The organism is Mesobacillus boroniphilus (assembly GCF_018424685.1).
GTDB classification, from domain to species: Bacteria; Bacillota; Bacilli; order Bacillales; family Cytobacillaceae; genus Mesobacillus; species Mesobacillus boroniphilus_A.
The window spans coordinates 1-16,808 of sequence record NZ_QTKX01000008.1 but is presented as its reverse complement, the minus strand read 5'-3'; the positions used below and the strand labels follow the sequence as shown (position 1 = coordinate 16,808).

The window sequence follows — 16,808 nt, the reverse complement described above, 5'->3', positions numbered from 1 at the left end:
AAGATGAGATTTCCCATAGCGCAAGCTAGTAAGAACCCTGAAAGATGATCAGGTTGATAGGTCAGAGGTGGAAGCGCGGTGACGTGTGGAGCTGACTGATACTAATCGTTCGAGGACTTAACCAAATTAGATTACTCGTTCTTCTAAATTCTTCTTACACATTATCTAGTTTTGAGGGAACAAAGTTTTTGCGCAAGCAAAATAATTTTCCTCAAACCAAATAGTCTGGTGGCGATGGCGAGAAGGTCACACCCGTTCCCATACCGAACACGGAAGTTAAGCTTCTCAGCGCCGATGGTAGTTGGGGGTTTCCCCCTGTGAGAGTAGGACGCCGCCGGGCACATGAAAGAACAGCTGTAATGGCTGTTCTTTTTTTGCATTCAGATTTAATAGAAATAATCAACGTTACATATACATATAGCAATCATCTAATAACAGTATTAGTCAACCACGATGCAGCAATTCGTAACCATTTCAGAACCTCTTCGGAAGTCTTTAAAACCCACTGGAAATGTTCCAGTGGGTTTCTCTATCATTACTTCCTCTGTTTCTTCCCAAGGGATTGCAATTGATCCATTACCTTCGCGCGTGACTTCTGGTCTTTTAGCAAGTATGCTGTACCTAGAGCAACAGTTGTCATCATCAGTTTTTTTCTATCCATATTTCATTCCTCCTCAGATTTAACTATGCAATATGAAATTCCTGGTACCGGCTTTTCTAAACGCTCTACTGCCAGCCTGAAGCGAGCATAGAATGACAATTCATCGATGGTATCACTTATTCACAAGGTACTGGTAAAGTAAGTAAGGACTTTTTTTCAATGTTGATTTTAAAAAGGATTGAATCAATGGATAGTCTTCATTTGGCATCATCTTGATTAACTCACTCCACCATTCTGTTTCATAGCGGGCAATCATTCCGAGATTATATAACAATAAGTAGTGCAGCAGCAGTTCTGGAAATAGAAATAAGTCACCTTTGTTTAAAGGGAAAACATAATGCTGCTCTTCAAAGTTGTATTTTAACGGCAATGGTTCTTGCGTTTCAGTTAAGTTTGCTTCAAACTTAATTAGGCTGGAATCCTCTATGAAAGAAACAGGAAAAGAGGATTTGGTCTGAAAGAACTCTTTAAAGCGGTTCTCTGTCATATGGAAATGGTCGATTATGGTTTTAGGTAATGAAAAACCTGAATTGCTTGCTTTTATTACTTCAAATATTTGCTTTCCTCTCAAGTCAGAATAGATGCCGGACAATTCTGGGATCAGCTCCATTACATCACCCATTGTTGCTTTCTCACCTTCCAATTGTTTCATGTGGAACATCTTTTCTGCCATAAGAGAGAACAATCCATTCTTTTGGAATTTCACTTCATCATCTGTAAAGCTGTACTGTTGTTTTTTTCGTTTCCTTGTTGATACACCGTGAGCAAGAACAGAAGTGGTTTCAGGGTAATCTGGTTCGACTGTCAGGATGCATGCTTTTATTAGATGGACAAGTCCGTAAAAGAGCAGGATTGGCTGGATGGCCAGTGGAGCCTTTTCTGCCTGTTCATAGTAAAGCTTCCCATGTTCGAGATAATACATAAAGGGATAACAGTTTTCGAAACTTTTCATGTCAGGCTGGTCGATGTTGATTTTACGGTAGCATTTTTTCAGATACGCTTGTGAATACTCTGCTGAAAAAAAGAGAGTGTAACTATTCCATTCCTTATAAGGCATAGACACAAGAAAAACCTCCAAATTAATTGAAAAATCGGACAAATAATAACCTTCTTGACAGTATTTTAACCAATTGATAACCTACAAATAATATTTTCTTAAAGGGGGGCATTTACTATGTGGGAAAGTAAGTTTGTGAAAGAAGGATTAACGTTTGATGATGTACTGTTGGTGCCGGCTAAATCTGAGGTTTTGCCAAAGGATGTCAGCTTGAAGGTCAGTTTGACTGAGACTTTGAAATTAAATATTCCTATTATCAGTGCCGGCATGGATACGGTAACTGAAGCTGAACTAGCGATTTCAATTGCAAGGCAGGGCGGCTTGGGAATCATTCATAAAAACATGTCCATTGAGCAGCAGGCAGACCAGGTCGATAAAGTAAAACGTTCTGAAAGTGGAGTCATTACCGATCCGTTCTTTTTAACTCCAGATCATCAGGTATTCGATGCTGAACATTTGATGGGTAAATACCGCATTTCTGGTGTCCCAATCGTTAATAATGAGGAAGAACAAAAGCTTGTTGGAATCATTACGAACCGTGATATGCGTTTTATCCAGGATTACTCCATTAAAATTGAAGAAGTCATGACGAAAACTGATTTGGTGACTGCTTCTGTCGGTACTACCCTTGAAGAAGCAGAGAAGATCCTTCAGCGCCATAAGATTGAAAAACTCCCACTAGTAAATGACGAAGGCGTACTGAAAGGGCTCATCACCATCAAAGATATTGAAAAAGTGATTGAGTTCCCGAACTCTTCGAAGGATTCAAAAGGCCGCTTGCTGTGTGGCGCGGCAGTCGGTGTAACAGCCGATACGATGAAACGTGTCGAGATGCTTGTAAAATCGCATGTAGATGTTATCGTTGTCGATACAGCTCACGGGCACTCAAAGGGTGTTATTGAAACTGTAAAGCAAATCCGTGAAAGTTACCCGGACCTGAATATTATTGCCGGTAACGTTGCGACTGCCGAAGCGACAAGAGATTTGATAGAGGCCGGAGCCGACATTGTAAAGGTTGGCATTGGTCCTGGATCCATCTGTACAACGAGGGTGGTTGCAGGTGTAGGCGTTCCGCAGATTACCGCTGTTTACGATTGTGCGACAGAAGCACGGAAGCATGGAAAAGCAATCATTGCTGATGGTGGCATCAAGTACTCAGGAGATATTGTCAAGGCACTTGCTGCCGGGGGGCATGCCGTCATGCTTGGAAGCTTGCTTGCGGGTGTCAGTGAAAGTCCAGGAGAAACTGAAATCTATCAGGGAAGACGCTTCAAAGTATATCGTGGAATGGGCTCTGTTGGCGCGATGGAAAAGGGCTCCAAAGACCGTTACTTCCAGGAAGATAATAAGAAGTTCGTTCCGGAAGGCATTGAAGGAAGAATCCCTTATAAAGGACCGCTTACAGATACAATCTATCAACTTGTTGGCGGCATACGCTCTGGCATGGGATATTGCGGCACTGCTAATCTTGAAGAATTACGGGAGAATGCCCAATTCATCAGGATGACGGGAGCAGGGTTGAGAGAGAGTCACCCGCATGATGTCCAGATCACGAAGGAAGCACCGAACTACTCCATGAGCTAATTTTATATTTGGAAAACAGGCAGGGACTACGACTTTTTTCCTGTATATCCGCTGTGTTTTTCCTGATTTTACAATAGACAGAGTGACTATTCTCTGTCTATTTTTTTCAATTTTTTTATGTTAAACTATACGGGTGTGATTTTTTGAGAGGTAAAAATATATGAAAGTTTTATAGATTATTTAAAAATTTGGAGGGAAAGTAATCTTGAATCGTAAACAGAAACAGCTTTCAATGTTCTTTGCAGCATTCATTTTAACGATCACAACCGTTTTTTCAGGATTCTCAGTGGAAGCTGAAGCAGCAGAAGGCCAATTAGGCATCGATGCCGAAGCAGCCATGCTGATTGATGCTGATACAGGAAGAGTCTTATATGAGAAAAATTCCGATGTCGTCCTGGGCGTTGCGTCCATGGCGAAAATGATGACAGAATATATGGTTCTTGAAGCGGTCAAAGAAGGAAAGCTTAAATGGGACCAAAAGGTAAAAATCAACGAGTATGTCCATAAACTATCAGCTGCACCTGGCCTATCCAATGTCGGATTAACTCAAGGTGAAGATTACACGGTAAAAGAATTATACGAAGCGATGGCGATCCATTCTGGTAATGCAGCGACCGTCGCACTAGCAGAGGTTCTTTCCGGAACAGAGAAGAACCATGTTGAAAAAATGAACCAAAAAGCTGCTGATCTTGGTTTAAAAGATTATAAGTTCGTAAACTCCTCAGGGTTGAATAATAGAGACCTTTTAGGACAATATCCTGCTGGTGGTCCGGAGGAAGAGAATGTCATGTCAGCACGTTCACTGGCTAGACTTGCTTACCTTCTTCTGAAGGACTATCCGGAAGTATTGGATACAGCAAGTGTACCCGCATTGAAATTCCGTGACGGACGTGAATATAAGAACTTTAACTGGATGCTTCCAGGCCTTATCTACCAATATGACGGTGTAGACGGTTTAAAAACTGGGTCGACTGATTTTGCAGGCTATGGTTTTACGGCGACTGCGATAAAAAATGACCAAAGATTCATTTCTGTTGTCATGAAGGCAGACTCTAAGGACAGCCGTTTTGCTGAAACGCGTAAAATCCTTGATTTTGCTTTCAGTAATTTCACAGAAGAAGAGCTTGTAAAAAAGAATCATCAGGTTAAAGGCAAGAAAAACCTTCCGGTAACAAAAGGGAAGGAAGACAGCGTGAAGATCCAGTCTAAAGATGCCATTACAATGACCATCAGGAATGGTGAAAAGGATCAATATGAGCCTGTACTTGTATTGGACAAAAAGAAGCTAAATGAAAATGGTGAACTGACTGCTCCTATCAAGAAGGGTGAACAAGTCGGTTATATGACTGTTAAGGCCAAGAAGGATGAAAATATCAGCTTTTTAACTGAAGCCGGACAAAAACAAATCCAGGTGCCAGTTATCGCTGCTGAAAGTGTTGAAAAGGCGAACTGGTTCGTCCTGATGATGCGCGGAATCGGTGGTTTCTTCGGAGACCTGTTTGGCGGAGTAGCTGATACTGTAAAAGGTTGGTTTTAAATAACGTGTACGGAATAAAAAAGGTTTCCTGTCTTGACAGGAAACCTTTTTTATTGTTTATTTTCAATAGGGATAACTAAATTCCGACTAATCAAGTCTGGATTTCCAGTTATTTGCAAGTGCTTACATAGTAATCCTTTTAAAGGGACAAGGGGGAAAAAGAATGAAGACAGGTACTGATCGTGTTAAACGTGGTATGGCAGAAATGCAAAAGGGCGGCGTCATCATGGACGTTGTCAACGCCGAGCAGGCAAAGATTGCTGAAGAAGCTGGTGCTGTTGCCGTAATGGCACTGGAACGTGTTCCTTCCGATATCCGCGCTGCTGGCGGTGTAGCAAGAATGGCTGACCCAAGAATCGTTGAAGAGGTAATGGGTGCTGTCACTATTCCCGTTATGGCAAAAGCACGGATTGGCCACATCGTAGAAGCGCGCGTGCTCGAAGCGATGGGCGTTGATTATATTGATGAGAGTGAAGTTCTGACTCCGGCTGATGAAGAATTCCATCTGAATAAAAGAGATTACACTGTTCCTTTCGTTTGTGGATGCCGTGACCTTGGCGAAGCAGCGAGAAGGATTGGTGAGGGTGCTTCCATGCTTCGTACAAAGGGTGAGCCAGGCACAGGCAATATCGTTGAGGCTGTTCGCCATATCCGCAAGGTGAACGCTCAGGTACGCAAAGTAGTTGCTATGGATATGGATGAACTTATGACTGAAGCTAAGCTTCTAGGAGCTCCATATGAGCTTCTGCTTGAAATCAAGCAGCTTGGACGCCTTCCGGTCGTGAACTTTGCTGCAGGCGGTGTAGCGACACCAGCAGACGCAGCATTAATGATGCAGCTTGGCGCTGACGGAGTGTTTGTAGGTTCCGGTATTTTCAAATCTGAAAATCCTGCGAAGTTTGCAAAGGCAATTGTCGAAGCGACTACACACTATCAGGATTACGAATTGATTGCGAACATTTCGAAAGGTCTTGGAATCCCGATGAAGGGGATGGAAATTTCATCATTGGCACCTGAAGCCCGCATGCAGGACCGCGGCTGGTAAGGGGAATAGCTATGGTGAAAATTGGAGTACTTGGCCTTCAGGGCGCTGTACGAGAGCATATATGGGCAATTGAATCATCTGGTGCTGAAGGTATAGTCATTAAGCGTCCTGAACAGCTGGCAGAAGCCGATGGCCTGATCATACCTGGGGGAGAAAGCACCACAATCCGCCGCCTGATCGATAAATATGGCTTCATGGAAGAGTTGAAAAAGTTTGCCGCTGATGGAAAGCCGATGTTCGGAACATGTGCGGGCTTGATTTTGCTTGCGAATAATCTAGTTGGCTATGATACCCCACATATCGGTGTCATGGATGTGAAAGTAGAGCGCAACTCATTTGGACGCCAGCGTGAAAGCTTTGAAGCGGATATCGATATTGCCGGAGTGGCTGAAGATTTTTCTGCCGTGTTTATCAGAGCGCCACATATTGTGGAAGCAGGAGAGAATGTCGAAGTGCTGGCGAAGCATAATGACAGGATCGTCGCTGCTCGGGACGGACAATTCCTCGGTTGTTCTTTCCATCCGGAATTGACAGATGATTATCGACTAATGAACTACTTCGTGAAAATGGTAGAGGAATTAAAGAGTAAAAAATTTGCATAAACCGCTTGCATGCTGAACATAATTGTAGTAAATTATGAATTAAAATTTGATAGTAAAAAAGCGATGAGAGGGAATAGTAGCTTGTGTCCATTCCAAAGAGAGCCGGTGGTTGGTGTGAACCGGTGTCTGGAGCAAATGAATCCGCCCTCGAGCAGAGTATGGAACGCCAAGTCAGGCAAGTAAATACTTTCGGTAAAAACCGTTATTTTATGAGTGGAAAGCAGTTTTGCTTTCAACTAGGGTGGCAACGCGGGTTAACTCTCGTCCCTTTTTGGGGACGGGAGTTTTTTTATTTTATCAAAGGCTTTTTTATTTAAGGTAAAAGGGAGGAAATCGCAGTGTTAGACGTAAAGTATTTGAGAGCGAATTTCGAAGAAGTAAAGCAAAAGCTGCAGCACCGTGGCGAAGACATGACTGATTTCGGTAAATTTGAGGACTTGGATGTTAGGCGCAGAGAATTGATTCTCGATGCTGAACAGCTGAAGAGCAGAAGAAATGAAGTGTCCCAGCAGGTTGCTCAGTTGAAGCGTGAGAAGCAGGACGCTGACCACTTGATTGCTGAAATGCGCGAGGTCGGCGATAAGATCAAGGTTTTGGATGACCAGTTGCGTGTGGTTGAGGAGGAGCTGGAAAACCTGATGCTCAGCATTCCGAATATTCCTCATGAGAGTGTTCCTGTCGGAGAAACTGAAGATGATAATGTAGAGGCTCGAAAATGGGGAGAAATCCGTGATTTTGAATTCGAAGCGAAGCCGCATTGGGATATCGCAGACCATTTGAAAATCCTTGATTTTGAACGCGCTGGAAAAGTAACCGGCAGCCGTTTCGTATTTTACAAGGGATTGGGAGCGCGCCTTGAACGTGCGTTAATGAGCTTCATGCTTGACCTTCATGTCGATGAGCATGGCTACACGGAAGTTCTTCCTCCATACATGGTTAACCGTGCAAGCATGACTGGGACAGGCCAGCTTCCTAAGTTTGAAGAAGATGCGTTCCGGATCGAGTGCGAAGACTATTTCTTGATTCCGACAGCAGAGGTTCCTGTTACGAATATGCACCGCGATGAGATTCTTAGCGGAGAGGAATTGCCGATTAATTATGCTGCCTACAGCGCATGCTTCCGGTCAGAGGCAGGATCTGCAGGAAGAGATACTCGCGGTTTGATTCGTCAGCACCAGTTCAACAAAGTGGAGCTAGTTAAGTTCGTAAAACCGGAAGATTCTTACGAAGAGCTCGAGAAACTTACCGGACACGCTGAAAAGGTCCTGCAACTGCTTGGTCTTCCTTACCGCGTATTGAGCATGTGCTCAGCAGACCTTGGATTTACAGCTGCAAAGAAATACGACATTGAAGTTTGGATCCCAAGCTATGGCACTTACAGGGAAATCTCTTCTTGCAGTAACTTCGAAGGCTTCCAGGCCAGACGTGCGAACATCCGTTTCCGACGCGAAGCTAAGGCTAAACCAGAGCATGTGCATACACTGAACGGATCTGGTCTTGCGATTGGCCGTACAGTTGCCGCAATTCTGGAGAATTATCAGCAGGCTGATGGAAGTGTCATCATACCTGAAGTATTGCGTCCATATATGGGCAACCGGGAAGTTATCGCTCCAGAATAATATTGAATTTTGGGCAGGATTCATTCCTGCCCAAAAAACTTTAAAAGAAGTGTTGACTCGTTTTCGAATACATGATATTATATTTCTTGTCTCGGAGGTATACCCAAGTCTGGCTGAAGGGATCGGTCTTGAAAACCGACAGGCGGGTAACACCGCGCGGGGGTTCGAATCCCTCTACCTCCTCCATAATTTTTAATATTAAAGCATTAACGCATAAAAACAATTTGGAGATTGTGTAAAGAAACCCGTTACGGATGTAGCGGGTTTTTTTATATTATCCATGCACATTATTCATAGGTTTGGAATTATTCTGTGTGCCCATTGTAGAGCTATCCACATGATTTGGTCTTATAGAAAAGTTCTATAGACCTATTTGGGAGTTTTTAACTTGTTCTTAGAGAAATGTTCTATAAGCCCTTTTAACTGTTTTTTGTTTAATTTGGTCTTATAGAAGTTCTATGTGCCTTTATGAGAACTTTTTGCTTGATTTGGTCTTGGAAAAGTTAAACATAACAATAGTGGATCAAGATACAGTATCTAGATAATAAAAAACCGCCAAATGGCGGTTTTATTTTTTCAATAATTGAGTTTGCTTGATATGTGTAGCGATTTTCTCAACGATTGGTTCAATTGATTCTGGGTTGTTGAACAAATCATAATCATTAATATTCAAACGCAGGACAGGGCATGCATTGAAGTTATTGATCCAGTTCTCATAACGTCCATGCATTTCTTCCCAATAAGCAATTGGTGTCTGCTGTTCCATTGGACGACCTCTTAGCTTGATGCGCTCGAGGATATCGTCAAGTGAACCTTCAAGATAAATCAACAGGTCAGGATGCGGGAAATACGGTGTCATGACCATTGCTTCGAATAGGCTTTTATATGTTTCGTAGTCTACAGGTGACATTGTGCCTTTTTCATAATGCATTTTTGCGAAGATGCCTGTATCCTCATAAATCGAACGGTCCTGAATAAAGCCGCCGCCGTATTCGAAAATTCTTTTTTGCTCCTTGAATCGCTCTGCAAGGAAGTAAATCTGCAAGTGGAAGCTCCAGCGTTCGAAATCTGCATAGAACTTATCGAGGTATGGATTTGTATCTACTTTTTCAAAGGATGTACGGAACCGAAGGGCATCCGCCAGGGCATTCGTCATAGTCGATTTGCCGACTCCCACAGTACCGGCAATCGTGATGACCGCATTAGCCGGGATGTCATATTTTGTTCTTAGATTCATGGTTGTACGCTCCTTTTTTTAAATGATGCGGTTAGCTGGTCGATGATTAGCTGGAGGTCTTCTTCATTTTTGACGAAATCCAGGTCATCGCCGTTGAAACGGAGAACTGGGATTTCAGGATGGTCTTGCTCAAATTGAAGCATTGCTTGTTCATAATCAAGAGATAATTGCTCTAAATATAAAGGACTGATATTTTTTTCGACTTCGCGGCCACGCATCTTGATACGCTTCAGCAATGTATCGAGACTTGCATTCAAGTAAATAATGACATTGGGCTTAGGCATATCTTTTGTCAGGATTTGATAAATATCTAGGTATTTTTTATACTCCTGATCATTTAACGTGCGCTGTGCGAAAATGAGGTTTTTCATGATATGATAATCAGCTACGACAGGCTTGTCTTTACTGAGGTAATGTTCATTAATATCTCCAAGCTGCTTATATCGATTGCAGAGGAAAAACATTTCTGTCTGGAAACTCCATTCTTCTATATTATCGTAGAACTTCCCCAAAAATGGATTTTCATCGACAATTTCCTTTAAAAGTGCAAATTGAAACCGTTCGGAAATGGCGCGAGCCAGTGACGTTTTACCGATCCCGATTGGTCCTTCAACCGTTATAAAAGGTGTTCCTTCCACAACATGTCCTCCCTCTCTGTTGTATCTATCTCTTTTTTACATTTCTGTCAGTTTAAATTACGCAAAGTCCATTTTATCACACCACGGCATGGTATGGGTATGGAATATTAAGAGGCAATTTTAGCAAAAAAGAAGACAGCCGCATAAATACTGCGCCTGTCATTTATTATCGGAATTTGTAAAATTATTTTAACAGAAAATTTTATCTTTTGACTACATTGAAATTTTCCTGAATGAGCAGCCAGTTTTGCGGGAAGGAAAGCCCGAGCTTCCAGTAGCTCATTCCTCTCAGGTTCAATTCCTTTATCAAGTCGAATTTTGCCTGGATGGAACGGGCGTCCTCAAACCAAACTTCATGCTGCTTTCCGTCTGCTGCTGTATATCGGAAGGTCGGTGCCTGTGATTTGGTATTGTACTGGATCGCTACATTATTGTCGGCTGCTATTTGGATGGCCTGTTGCGGACTAACGGCCTTAGCAATCGTCCCCTGGACAAATGGGAGAGTCCAATCATAGCCATAAAGGTTCTGGCCCATCATGACTTTTTGTGATGGCATTTCGCTGATCGCATACTCTAATACCTCACGGACAGGACCGATGGGCGAGACTGCTTGAGCAGGTCCGCCGCTATATCCCCATTCATAAGTCATGATGACGACAAAATCGACAATTTCCCCATGAGCTTTGTAGTCATGTGCTGTATACCAGGGACCCACCTGTGCTGCACTCGTTTTTGGGGCGAGAGCGGTGGAAATGAACCAGCCTTCCTGTTTGAAACGATCCCTTGCTTTCCTTAAGAAGCGATTATAGGCTTCACGGTCTTCTGGACGCAGGAATTCAAAATCAAAATGGATATCGCGGAATCCGTATTTTTTTGCAGTAGTAACAATATTGTTCAGGAATTTGTCTTGGACAGCCATGTCATTCAAGATGATACGTCCAAGCTCATCGCTGAATTGGTCATTCTCCTGATTGGTAATTACCATCATCAAAATATTATTGTTTGCCTCGGCAATGGCCGGGAAATTGTTCAACAGTGGTTCCTTTAGCGACCCGTCACGCAAGGCCTGGAAGCTGAACGGGGCGAGGTATGTTAAATAAGGGGCAGCTTCCCGTGCAGCTGTTTCCAGTGCAGGCGCCACTGTGTTCCCGCGTGGCTCAACATAAGCATTGAATTCCGCGTTTGTTTTCGGCCGTGGCGGAATATAGAGGCGGAAACCGACTGACAATGGCTGGTTTACTGAAATTCCGTTGATTCTCGCGAGTTCCTGTGGAGTGGTCCCAAACCTTCTCGAGATTGCCCATAGGCTGTCGCCTGGCTGGACAAAATAAAAACTGCCCACAATCGGGATGACCATCGCCTGGCCGACCACTAGATTATTAGGGTTAGGCAGCTCATTCGCTTCGGTTATATCCGCAACAGACGACCCGTATATTTGGGCAATCTGTGACAATGTCTGTCCTGGCTGTACCACATGAATTTGCATTTTCTTCCCTCCCTGGCATTTTAGCGCTACAACCATTGTATGAAGGAAGAAAATGCAGTATGTTATAAATCAAGCTCCTTGGATGGCTTTGTTTCAGCGGACAAGACGTTTTTCATCATTGTCAGTGCGTATTTATTATCCTCGCCATAATTGGAGGCAATGAAGTCCTCTGGGACGATCAGGCTGTATTCGCGCATGTATGCATCATTCGCGGTGAAAAGGACGCAAATGTTCCCTGCAATCCCTGAAAGAACCAAGGTATCCACCTTCAGTTGCTGAAGCAGGGTATGAAGCGCCGTTCCATAAAAAGCGGAGTGTTTGGGTTTGATCAAGAAATAGTCCTGATTTTTTTCAGGAGCAATCTTTTTGATGATTTCCTCACTCGTTTCATTTGAGCAATGATCCATGATTTTTTCAAAATCAGCCTGCCATAGATTATAATGGTCATTAATATAGATAACGGGCATGTTTTTTTCATTGAAAGATTTCTTTAACTTTAAAATAGGGTCGATGATTTTTTGGGTGTTTTTTGCGAGGGCTTCCCCTGCATCAAAATTAAAATCATTGATCATATCGATGATCAATAGAGCAATCTTTGGCATGAACAATCCTCTCCTTATCCTTTATATTTTTACCGGCGGGGGATTATTAAACCAATTGGAAATAACTATTAATATTTTTAGCGGAGGGAAAGATGGAAGCTCAACTTACCCAGGATGAACAATTTATGCTTGAGGCGATTAAAGAGGCGAAAAAAGCAGGGCAAATGGATGAGGTGCCGATTGGTGCGGTTATTGTCCTGGACGGTGAGATTATTGCCCGCGCCCATAATCTCCGCGAAACGAAGCAAAGCTCCATTGCCCATGCAGAAGTGCTTGCGATCGATAAGGCGTGCCAGAAGCTTGGCACATGGCGTCTTGAGGATGCGATTCTCTATGTAACACTGGAGCCATGCCCGATGTGTGCGGGGGCAATCATGCTGTCCCGGGTGCAAAAAGTGGTCTATGGTGCAAAGGATCCGAAGGGCGGCTGTGCAGGGACCTTCATGGATATTCTCCAGGATGAGCGCTTCAACCATCAAAGTGAAGTGGTGACAGGCGTGCTGGAAGCAGAATGCGGAGCGCTCCTATCGGACTTTTTCAGGAATCTGCGGGAGAAAAAGAAGCTGAAAAAGAAACAGGCGAAAGAGGAATTGGAACAACATACAGGAATTGACAGGGGATAAGCATTGCTTTTTAGTCCGTGAGTTAGTATACTATGTATGTGTCCTTGAGACACACCTAAATAAGGTTTCAATTTTGCCGTGCTAGTCGGGGAGGTAGCGGTGCCCTGTACCCGCAATCCGCTCTAGCGGGGATGAATCCCTTCCTGAGGCTGATTTACTGTAGGGTCTGCCTTAAGCAAGTGGTGTTGACGCCCGGGTCCTGCGCAATGGGAATCCATGAACCATGTCAGGTCCGGAAGGAAGCAGCATTAAGTGGACGCTCCCATGTGCCGCAGGGTTGCCTGGGCCGAGCTAACTGCTTAAGTAACGCTTATGGTATTCAGTCGACGGAAGGTGCGCGGCAGTTAAATATTATACATTCAACTCATCTCTTTTATGGAGATGAGTTTTTTGTCGCTTTAAAAAGGATAAAAACTTCCTTTGGTAAAAGTGAAATTGAAAGTTATTTGCGTTATAATAGGAAGGATAATAAATCGAAGGGAGCGGTGTCATTGGCCTACCAAGCTTTATATCGTGTCTGGCGTCCACAGCAGTTCATTGATGTGGTCGGGCAGGAACATGTCACAACGACACTGCAAAACGCTCTGCTTCAACAAAAAATATCACATGCCTATCTTTTTTCCGGTCCCAGGGGGACTGGGAAAACGAGTGCTGCGAAAATTTTGGCAAAAGCGGTTAACTGCGAAAAAGCTCCAACGGCCGAGCCTTGCAACGAATGCGATGCTTGCCGTGGGATAACCGATGGTTCGATTCCTGATGTAATTGAAATCGATGCTGCTTCCAATAACGGTGTCGAAGAAATCCGGGATATCCGTGATAAGGTTAAATATGCGCCGAACGTCGTGAAGTATAAAGTATATATCATTGACGAAGTGCATATGCTTTCCATCGGAGCGTTCAACGCATTGCTGAAAACCCTTGAAGAGCCTCCGAAGCATGTTATCTTTATCCTCGCTACGACTGAGCCCCATAAGATTCCACTCACTATCATTTCACGATGCCAGCGATTTGATTTTAAGAGGATCACAGCTCAGGCAATCGTTGGCAGGATGAAGCAAATTGTTGGGGAATCTGGAGTGGATTGCGATGATAAAGCCCTGCAAATCATTTCCAGGGCTGCAGAAGGCGGTATGCGTGATGCCTTAAGTCTCCTTGATCAGGCGATTTCATTCAGCCAGGATCGAGTTACGATTGAAGATGCACTCACGGTAACAGGTACCGTATCACAGAATTTCCTGAACCAGCTAGCCAGAGCGATTCATGAACGGAATGCGGCAGCTGGGCTGGAAGCTTTGGAAGAACTGCTTTTACAAGGGAAGGATCCTGCAAGGTTCATAGAGGACCTGATTTTCTTCTACCGCGATATGCTCCTGCACAAGGCAGCACCGGCATTGGAGGAATCAATGGAGCGAGTAATGCTGGACGATGATTTCCAGGAGCTTGCCAACCAGGTCGAGCCAGCTCAGATCTATGAATTGATCGAAGTCTTGAATAAAGCACAGCAAGAGATGCGTTGGACAAACCATCCCCGTATCTTCCTTGAGGTAGCAATCGTCAAGCTATGTCAGCTGGAAAATCAAAATCCGTCCAGTAATGTTCAGGTTGAACCATTATTAAGAAGGATCGAACAGCTCGAGGAAAAACTGGCACAGTTCCAGCAAAATCCTGGCATGGCGGCAAGCGAACCTGCTGCTGCTAAAAAAGCGCCTCGCCCAAACCGTAAAGGCTTCCAGGCTCCGACCGGAAAGATAAACGAGGTACTGAAAAGTGCTACCAAGACAAATCTCCATACAATTAAGGGACGTTGGGGAGACCTGCTCGAAATGCTTGCCGCGAACCAAATGCGTTCTCAGGCTGCATTATTGAATGAAGCAGAGCCAGTTGCTGCATCAGATGAGGCAGTAGTGATAAAATTCAAATATGAGATTCACTGTCAGATGGCAATGGAAAACACCAGATTCACTGAAATCGTCAGCGGTGCGATGAATGATTATACCGGTAAAAGGATGCAGGTAGTTGGTGTGCCGGAAGACCAGTGGCTTAAAATAAGGGAAAACTTTATCAGCCAGAGAGGCGACGGAGCATCGGAAGGGCAAGCTACTGCAAGTGAAGACCCGCTGATTGCCGAAGCTAAGAAATTATTTGGCGATGAATTAATACAAATACAAGATTAAATTTGGAGGTACGTTAACATGAATCGTGGAATGGGTAATATGCAAAATATGATGAAGCAAATGCAGAAAATGCAAAAGAAAATGGAAGAAGCTCAAGTCCAATTAGGAGAAGAAAAAATTGAAGGTTCAGCTGGCGGCGGCATGGTAACTGTTATCGTTACAGGCCATAAAGAAATCGTCGATGTGCAAATCAAGCAGGAAGTTGTCGATCCTGATGATGTTGAAATGCTTCAGGACCTTGTTCTTGCAGCAACGAATGATGCGTTGAAAAAAGCCGAAGAGTTGACAAATAAGACAATGGGCCAATTTACAAAGGGCATGAACCTTCCTGGGGGAATGTTCTAGGAGGAATATAACAGAATGCATTATCCTGAACCAATATCAAAGCTGATTGACAGCTTTATGAAATTGCCAGGTATCGGCCCGAAAACGGCCGCTCGTCTGGCTTTTTTCGTATTAAGTATGAAGGAAGAAACTGTTTTGGATTTCGCTAAGGCATTAGTCAACGCAAAACGCAACCTGACTTACTGCTCTGTTTGTGGCCATATAACCGACCAGGACCCTTGCTATATATGTGAAGACCAGCGTCGCGACCGCAGTGTGGTTTGTGTTGTACAGGATCCTAAGGACGTTATTGCAATGGAAAAGATGAAGGAATTCAATGGTCTCTATCATGTACTTCATGGAGCGATTTCGCCTATGGATGGAATCGGCCCAGAAGATATAAATATACCAGATTTATTGAAGAGACTGCAGGATGAAACTGTCCAGGAAGTCATACTTGCTACGAACCCTAATATCGAAGGGGAAGCAACAGCCATGTATATCTCAAGGCTGCTGAAGCCGTCCGGAATTAAGATTACAAGGATCGCGCACGGACTGCCAGTCGGTGGAGATCTTGAATACGCGGACGAAGTCACACTATCTAAAGCGTTAGAAGGCCGGAGGGAAGTTTAACTCCATTTAAAAGAAGAAACTCTACTGGAGGAAAGTCATGTTATTTCGTAAAAAGAAATGGCTTAGAAAAGAATTCGACCATAAACTACTGGAACAGCTGGACAGCATGAAGAGGAACTGGAATAATCAAAAGCTATTGGTTGAACGAAGCTTCGATCCATCAGAAGAGTTTATCACTGAAGCAAAAATTGCCGAAGCCAAGTACTTCTTTCTTTTTAAAGAAGCAAAGCATAGGAAGATCACCATTAAGACAAAGTGATGTTTTTTCCATACAATAAGGTCTTATTTTGATAACTTGTACATAAAAATGTACAAGACATTGAAGTAAGGGGGAAGAGTATGGATCCTATAGTTGTCATATCGGTCCTTGGTGGATTGATCTTTTTGCTGCTTATAATAGGAGCACCGACAAAACCGCTTCGTTTCATCGGACAGAGTGCAGTGAAGGTCTTGATTGGAGCCATCTTTTTATTTTTTCTTAACGCTTTCGGAACCAGCTTCGGAATTTATGTGCCAATCAACATTGCAACCGCAGCAGTATCAGGGCTGCTAGGAATACCAGGCGTGTTTGCGTTGGTTGCCATTCAGACGTGGATTATATAAAGAAGGAGCGCCGCTTTTGAAGCGGCGTTTTATATTTTTGTAAAAAGCTATTGACCAAGCAAGCGGAAGTTGTTATTATATTAAACGTTGCTGTTGAACAGCGGTTAACAACTTTTTAAAAAAGTGTTGACGAAACAATAACAGCATGATATATTATTTAAGTCGCCTACGGGTGACGCGAAAAAATTGCTCTTTGAAAACTAAACAAACAAGCGTCAACAAACAATAAATTATCATGGCTTCTATTATAGAAGAACATGAGCCAACGTTTTAACTTTATGAGCTAACTCATAACTCTTTCTTGGAGAGTTTGATCCTGGCTCAGGACGAACGCTGGCGGCGTGCCTAATACATGCAAGTCGAGCGGATCTTCATTAGCTTGC

General features: G+C 43.5%; 17 protein-coding genes, 1 tRNA gene, 3 rRNA genes, 1 other RNA gene and 1 other annotated feature. Of the genes, 16 read left to right on the top strand and 6 right to left on the bottom strand.

Annotated elements, in window-relative coordinates; genetic code table 11:
- Both DYI25_RS22170 and rrf read left to right on the top strand, forming a co-directional pair.
- Positions 1 to 125 (top strand): 23S ribosomal RNA (locus DYI25_RS22170); the annotation flags it as partial.
- Between the two features lie 99 nt (positions 126 to 224).
- Positions 225 to 340, top strand: a 5S ribosomal RNA gene (gene rrf / locus DYI25_RS22165).
- A gap of 195 nt (positions 341 to 535) precedes the next feature.
- Here rrf and DYI25_RS22705 read toward each other — a convergent pair.
- Positions 536 to 661 carry a hypothetical protein gene (locus DYI25_RS22705; protein ID WP_274609552.1) on the bottom strand — a complete coding sequence of 42 codons (126 nt, stop codon included), beginning with the start codon at positions 659 to 661 and terminating at the stop codon, positions 536 to 538.
- A gap of 112 nt (positions 662 to 773) precedes the next feature.
- Positions 774 to 1,718, bottom strand: a complete 945-nt coding sequence (locus DYI25_RS22160) for a YaaC family protein (RefSeq protein WP_213372937.1) — start codon at positions 1,716 to 1,718, stop codon at positions 774 to 776.
- 117 nt (positions 1,719 to 1,835) lie between these two features.
- On the opposite strand from DYI25_RS22160, the gene guaB reads away from it, so the two are divergent.
- From guaB to DYI25_RS22130, 6 genes are all read left to right on the top strand, one after another.
- The gene (gene guaB / locus DYI25_RS22155) at positions 1,836 to 3,302 is read left to right on the top strand and encodes an IMP dehydrogenase (protein WP_213372933.1); all 1,467 of its coding nucleotides are present in this window, start codon (positions 1,836 to 1,838) and stop codon (positions 3,300 to 3,302) included.
- A 232-nt stretch (positions 3,303 to 3,534) separates the two neighbouring features.
- Positions 3,535 to 4,839, top strand: coding sequence for a serine hydrolase (locus tag DYI25_RS22150; RefSeq protein WP_213372935.1), 1,305 nt, complete (start codon positions 3,535 to 3,537; stop codon positions 4,837 to 4,839).
- A 163-nt stretch (positions 4,840 to 5,002) separates the two neighbouring features.
- Complete coding sequence (gene pdxS, locus DYI25_RS22145; RefSeq protein ID WP_213372931.1) at positions 5,003 to 5,884, top strand: pyridoxal 5'-phosphate synthase lyase subunit PdxS; 882 nt, start codon at positions 5,003 to 5,005, stop codon at positions 5,882 to 5,884.
- 11 nt (positions 5,885 to 5,895) lie between these two features.
- Positions 5,896 to 6,486 (top strand): pyridoxal 5'-phosphate synthase glutaminase subunit PdxT, encoded by a 591-nt coding sequence (gene pdxT / locus DYI25_RS22140; protein WP_213372929.1) that lies wholly within the window; start codon positions 5,896 to 5,898, stop codon positions 6,484 to 6,486.
- 54 nt (positions 6,487 to 6,540) lie between these two features.
- Positions 6,541 to 6,758 (top strand) — a binding site (T-box leader).
- A 66-nt stretch (positions 6,759 to 6,824) separates the two neighbouring features.
- The gene (serS, locus tag DYI25_RS22135; protein WP_213372927.1) at positions 6,825 to 8,105 is read left to right on the top strand and encodes a serine--tRNA ligase; all 1,281 of its coding nucleotides are present in this window, start codon (positions 6,825 to 6,827) and stop codon (positions 8,103 to 8,105) included.
- A 93-nt stretch (positions 8,106 to 8,198) separates the two neighbouring features.
- A tRNA-Ser gene (locus tag DYI25_RS22130) sits at positions 8,199 to 8,291 on the top strand.
- 382 nt (positions 8,292 to 8,673) lie between these two features.
- On the opposite strand, the gene DYI25_RS22125 is transcribed toward DYI25_RS22130, so the two are convergent.
- The 4 genes from DYI25_RS22125 to DYI25_RS22110 form a co-directional block, all read right to left on the bottom strand.
- Positions 8,674 to 9,342, bottom strand: a complete 669-nt coding sequence (locus DYI25_RS22125; RefSeq protein ID WP_213372925.1) for a deoxynucleoside kinase — start codon at positions 9,340 to 9,342, stop codon at positions 8,674 to 8,676.
- Positions 9,339 to 9,980, bottom strand: coding sequence for a deoxynucleoside kinase (locus tag DYI25_RS22120; protein WP_213372923.1), 642 nt, complete (start codon positions 9,978 to 9,980; stop codon positions 9,339 to 9,341). Before DYI25_RS22120 ends, DYI25_RS22125 begins: the two co-directional genes overlap by 4 nt.
- A 202-nt stretch (positions 9,981 to 10,182) precedes the next feature.
- Positions 10,183 to 11,466, bottom strand: coding sequence for a LysM peptidoglycan-binding domain-containing protein (locus tag DYI25_RS22115; RefSeq protein WP_213372921.1), 1,284 nt, complete (start codon positions 11,464 to 11,466; stop codon positions 10,183 to 10,185).
- Between the two features lie 62 nt (positions 11,467 to 11,528).
- A complete protein-coding gene (locus DYI25_RS22110) occupies positions 11,529 to 12,068 on the bottom strand; it encodes an isochorismatase family cysteine hydrolase (protein ID WP_213372919.1) in 540 nt (179 codons plus the stop codon).
- Positions 12,069 to 12,160: 92 nt separating this feature from the next.
- On the opposite strand from DYI25_RS22110, the gene tadA reads away from it, so the two are divergent.
- From tadA to DYI25_RS22070, 8 genes are all read left to right on the top strand, one after another.
- Entirely contained in the window at positions 12,161 to 12,691 is a 531-nt protein-coding gene (tadA, locus tag DYI25_RS22105) for a tRNA adenosine(34) deaminase TadA (protein ID WP_213372917.1), read from the top strand.
- Between the two features lie 76 nt (positions 12,692 to 12,767).
- An RNA gene (gene ffs / locus DYI25_RS22100) (signal recognition particle sRNA large type) lies at positions 12,768 to 13,032 on the top strand.
- A gap of 150 nt (positions 13,033 to 13,182) precedes the next feature.
- Positions 13,183 to 14,865 carry a DNA polymerase III subunit gamma/tau gene (gene dnaX, locus DYI25_RS22095; protein WP_213372915.1) on the top strand — a complete coding sequence of 561 codons (1,683 nt, stop codon included), beginning with the start codon at positions 13,183 to 13,185 and terminating at the stop codon, positions 14,863 to 14,865.
- A gap of 18 nt (positions 14,866 to 14,883) precedes the next feature.
- Positions 14,884 to 15,210: a YbaB/EbfC family nucleoid-associated protein gene (locus DYI25_RS22090; RefSeq protein WP_213372913.1), complete on the top strand. Its 327-nt coding sequence runs from the start codon at positions 14,884 to 14,886 to the stop codon at positions 15,208 to 15,210.
- Positions 15,211 to 15,225: 15 nt separating this feature from the next.
- Positions 15,226 to 15,822, top strand: coding sequence for a recombination mediator RecR (recR, locus tag DYI25_RS22085; protein WP_041968096.1), 597 nt, complete (start codon positions 15,226 to 15,228; stop codon positions 15,820 to 15,822).
- Positions 15,823 to 15,859: 37 nt separating this feature from the next.
- Positions 15,860 to 16,081, top strand: a complete 222-nt coding sequence (locus DYI25_RS22080; protein ID WP_102264773.1) for a YaaL family protein — start codon at positions 15,860 to 15,862, stop codon at positions 16,079 to 16,081.
- An 80-nt stretch (positions 16,082 to 16,161) separates the two neighbouring features.
- Entirely contained in the window at positions 16,162 to 16,425 is a 264-nt protein-coding gene (locus DYI25_RS22075; protein ID WP_213372911.1) for a pro-sigmaK processing inhibitor BofA family protein, read from the top strand.
- Between the two features lie 298 nt (positions 16,426 to 16,723).
- Positions 16,724 to 16,808: ribosomal RNA gene (locus DYI25_RS22070) — 16S ribosomal RNA — on the top strand; the annotation flags it as partial.

What these genes read in the sequence shown, in the direction of transcription:
- DYI25_RS22075 (WP_213372911.1), top strand. Translation starts at nt 16,162, where the DNA reads ATGGATCCTATAGTTGTCATATCGGTCCTTGGTGGATTGATCTTTTTG.
- DYI25_RS22090 (WP_213372913.1), top strand. Translation starts at nt 14,884, where the DNA reads ATGAATCGTGGAATGGGTAATATGCAAAATATGATGAAGCAAATGCAG.
- pdxS (WP_213372931.1), top strand. Translation starts at nt 5,003, where the DNA reads ATGAAGACAGGTACTGATCGTGTTAAACGTGGTATGGCAGAAATGCAA.
- tadA (WP_213372917.1), top strand. Translation starts at nt 12,161, where the DNA reads ATGGAAGCTCAACTTACCCAGGATGAACAATTTATGCTTGAGGCGATT.
- recR (WP_041968096.1), top strand. Translation starts at nt 15,226, where the DNA reads ATGCATTATCCTGAACCAATATCAAAGCTGATTGACAGCTTTATGAAA.
- DYI25_RS22705 (WP_274609552.1), bottom strand. Translation starts at nt 661, where the DNA reads ATGGATAGAAAAAAACTGATGATGACAACTGTTGCTCTAGGTACAGCA.
- DYI25_RS22150 (WP_213372935.1), top strand. Translation starts at nt 3,535, where the DNA reads ATGTTCTTTGCAGCATTCATTTTAACGATCACAACCGTTTTTTCAGGA.
- DYI25_RS22160 (WP_213372937.1), bottom strand. Translation starts at nt 1,718, where the DNA reads ATGCCTTATAAGGAATGGAATAGTTACACTCTCTTTTTTTCAGCAGAG.
- DYI25_RS22125 (WP_213372925.1), bottom strand. Translation starts at nt 9,342, where the DNA reads ATGAATCTAAGAACAAAATATGACATCCCGGCTAATGCGGTCATCACG.
- DYI25_RS22110 (WP_213372919.1), bottom strand. Translation starts at nt 12,068, where the DNA reads ATGCCAAAGATTGCTCTATTGATCATCGATATGATCAATGATTTTAAT.
- guaB (WP_213372933.1), top strand. Translation starts at nt 1,836, where the DNA reads ATGTGGGAAAGTAAGTTTGTGAAAGAAGGATTAACGTTTGATGATGTA.
- DYI25_RS22115 (WP_213372921.1), bottom strand. Translation starts at nt 11,466, where the DNA reads ATGCAAATTCATGTGGTACAGCCAGGACAGACATTGTCACAGATTGCC.
- pdxT (WP_213372929.1), top strand. Translation starts at nt 5,896, where the DNA reads ATGGTGAAAATTGGAGTACTTGGCCTTCAGGGCGCTGTACGAGAGCAT.
- DYI25_RS22080 (WP_102264773.1), top strand. Translation starts at nt 15,860, where the DNA reads ATGTTATTTCGTAAAAAGAAATGGCTTAGAAAAGAATTCGACCATAAA.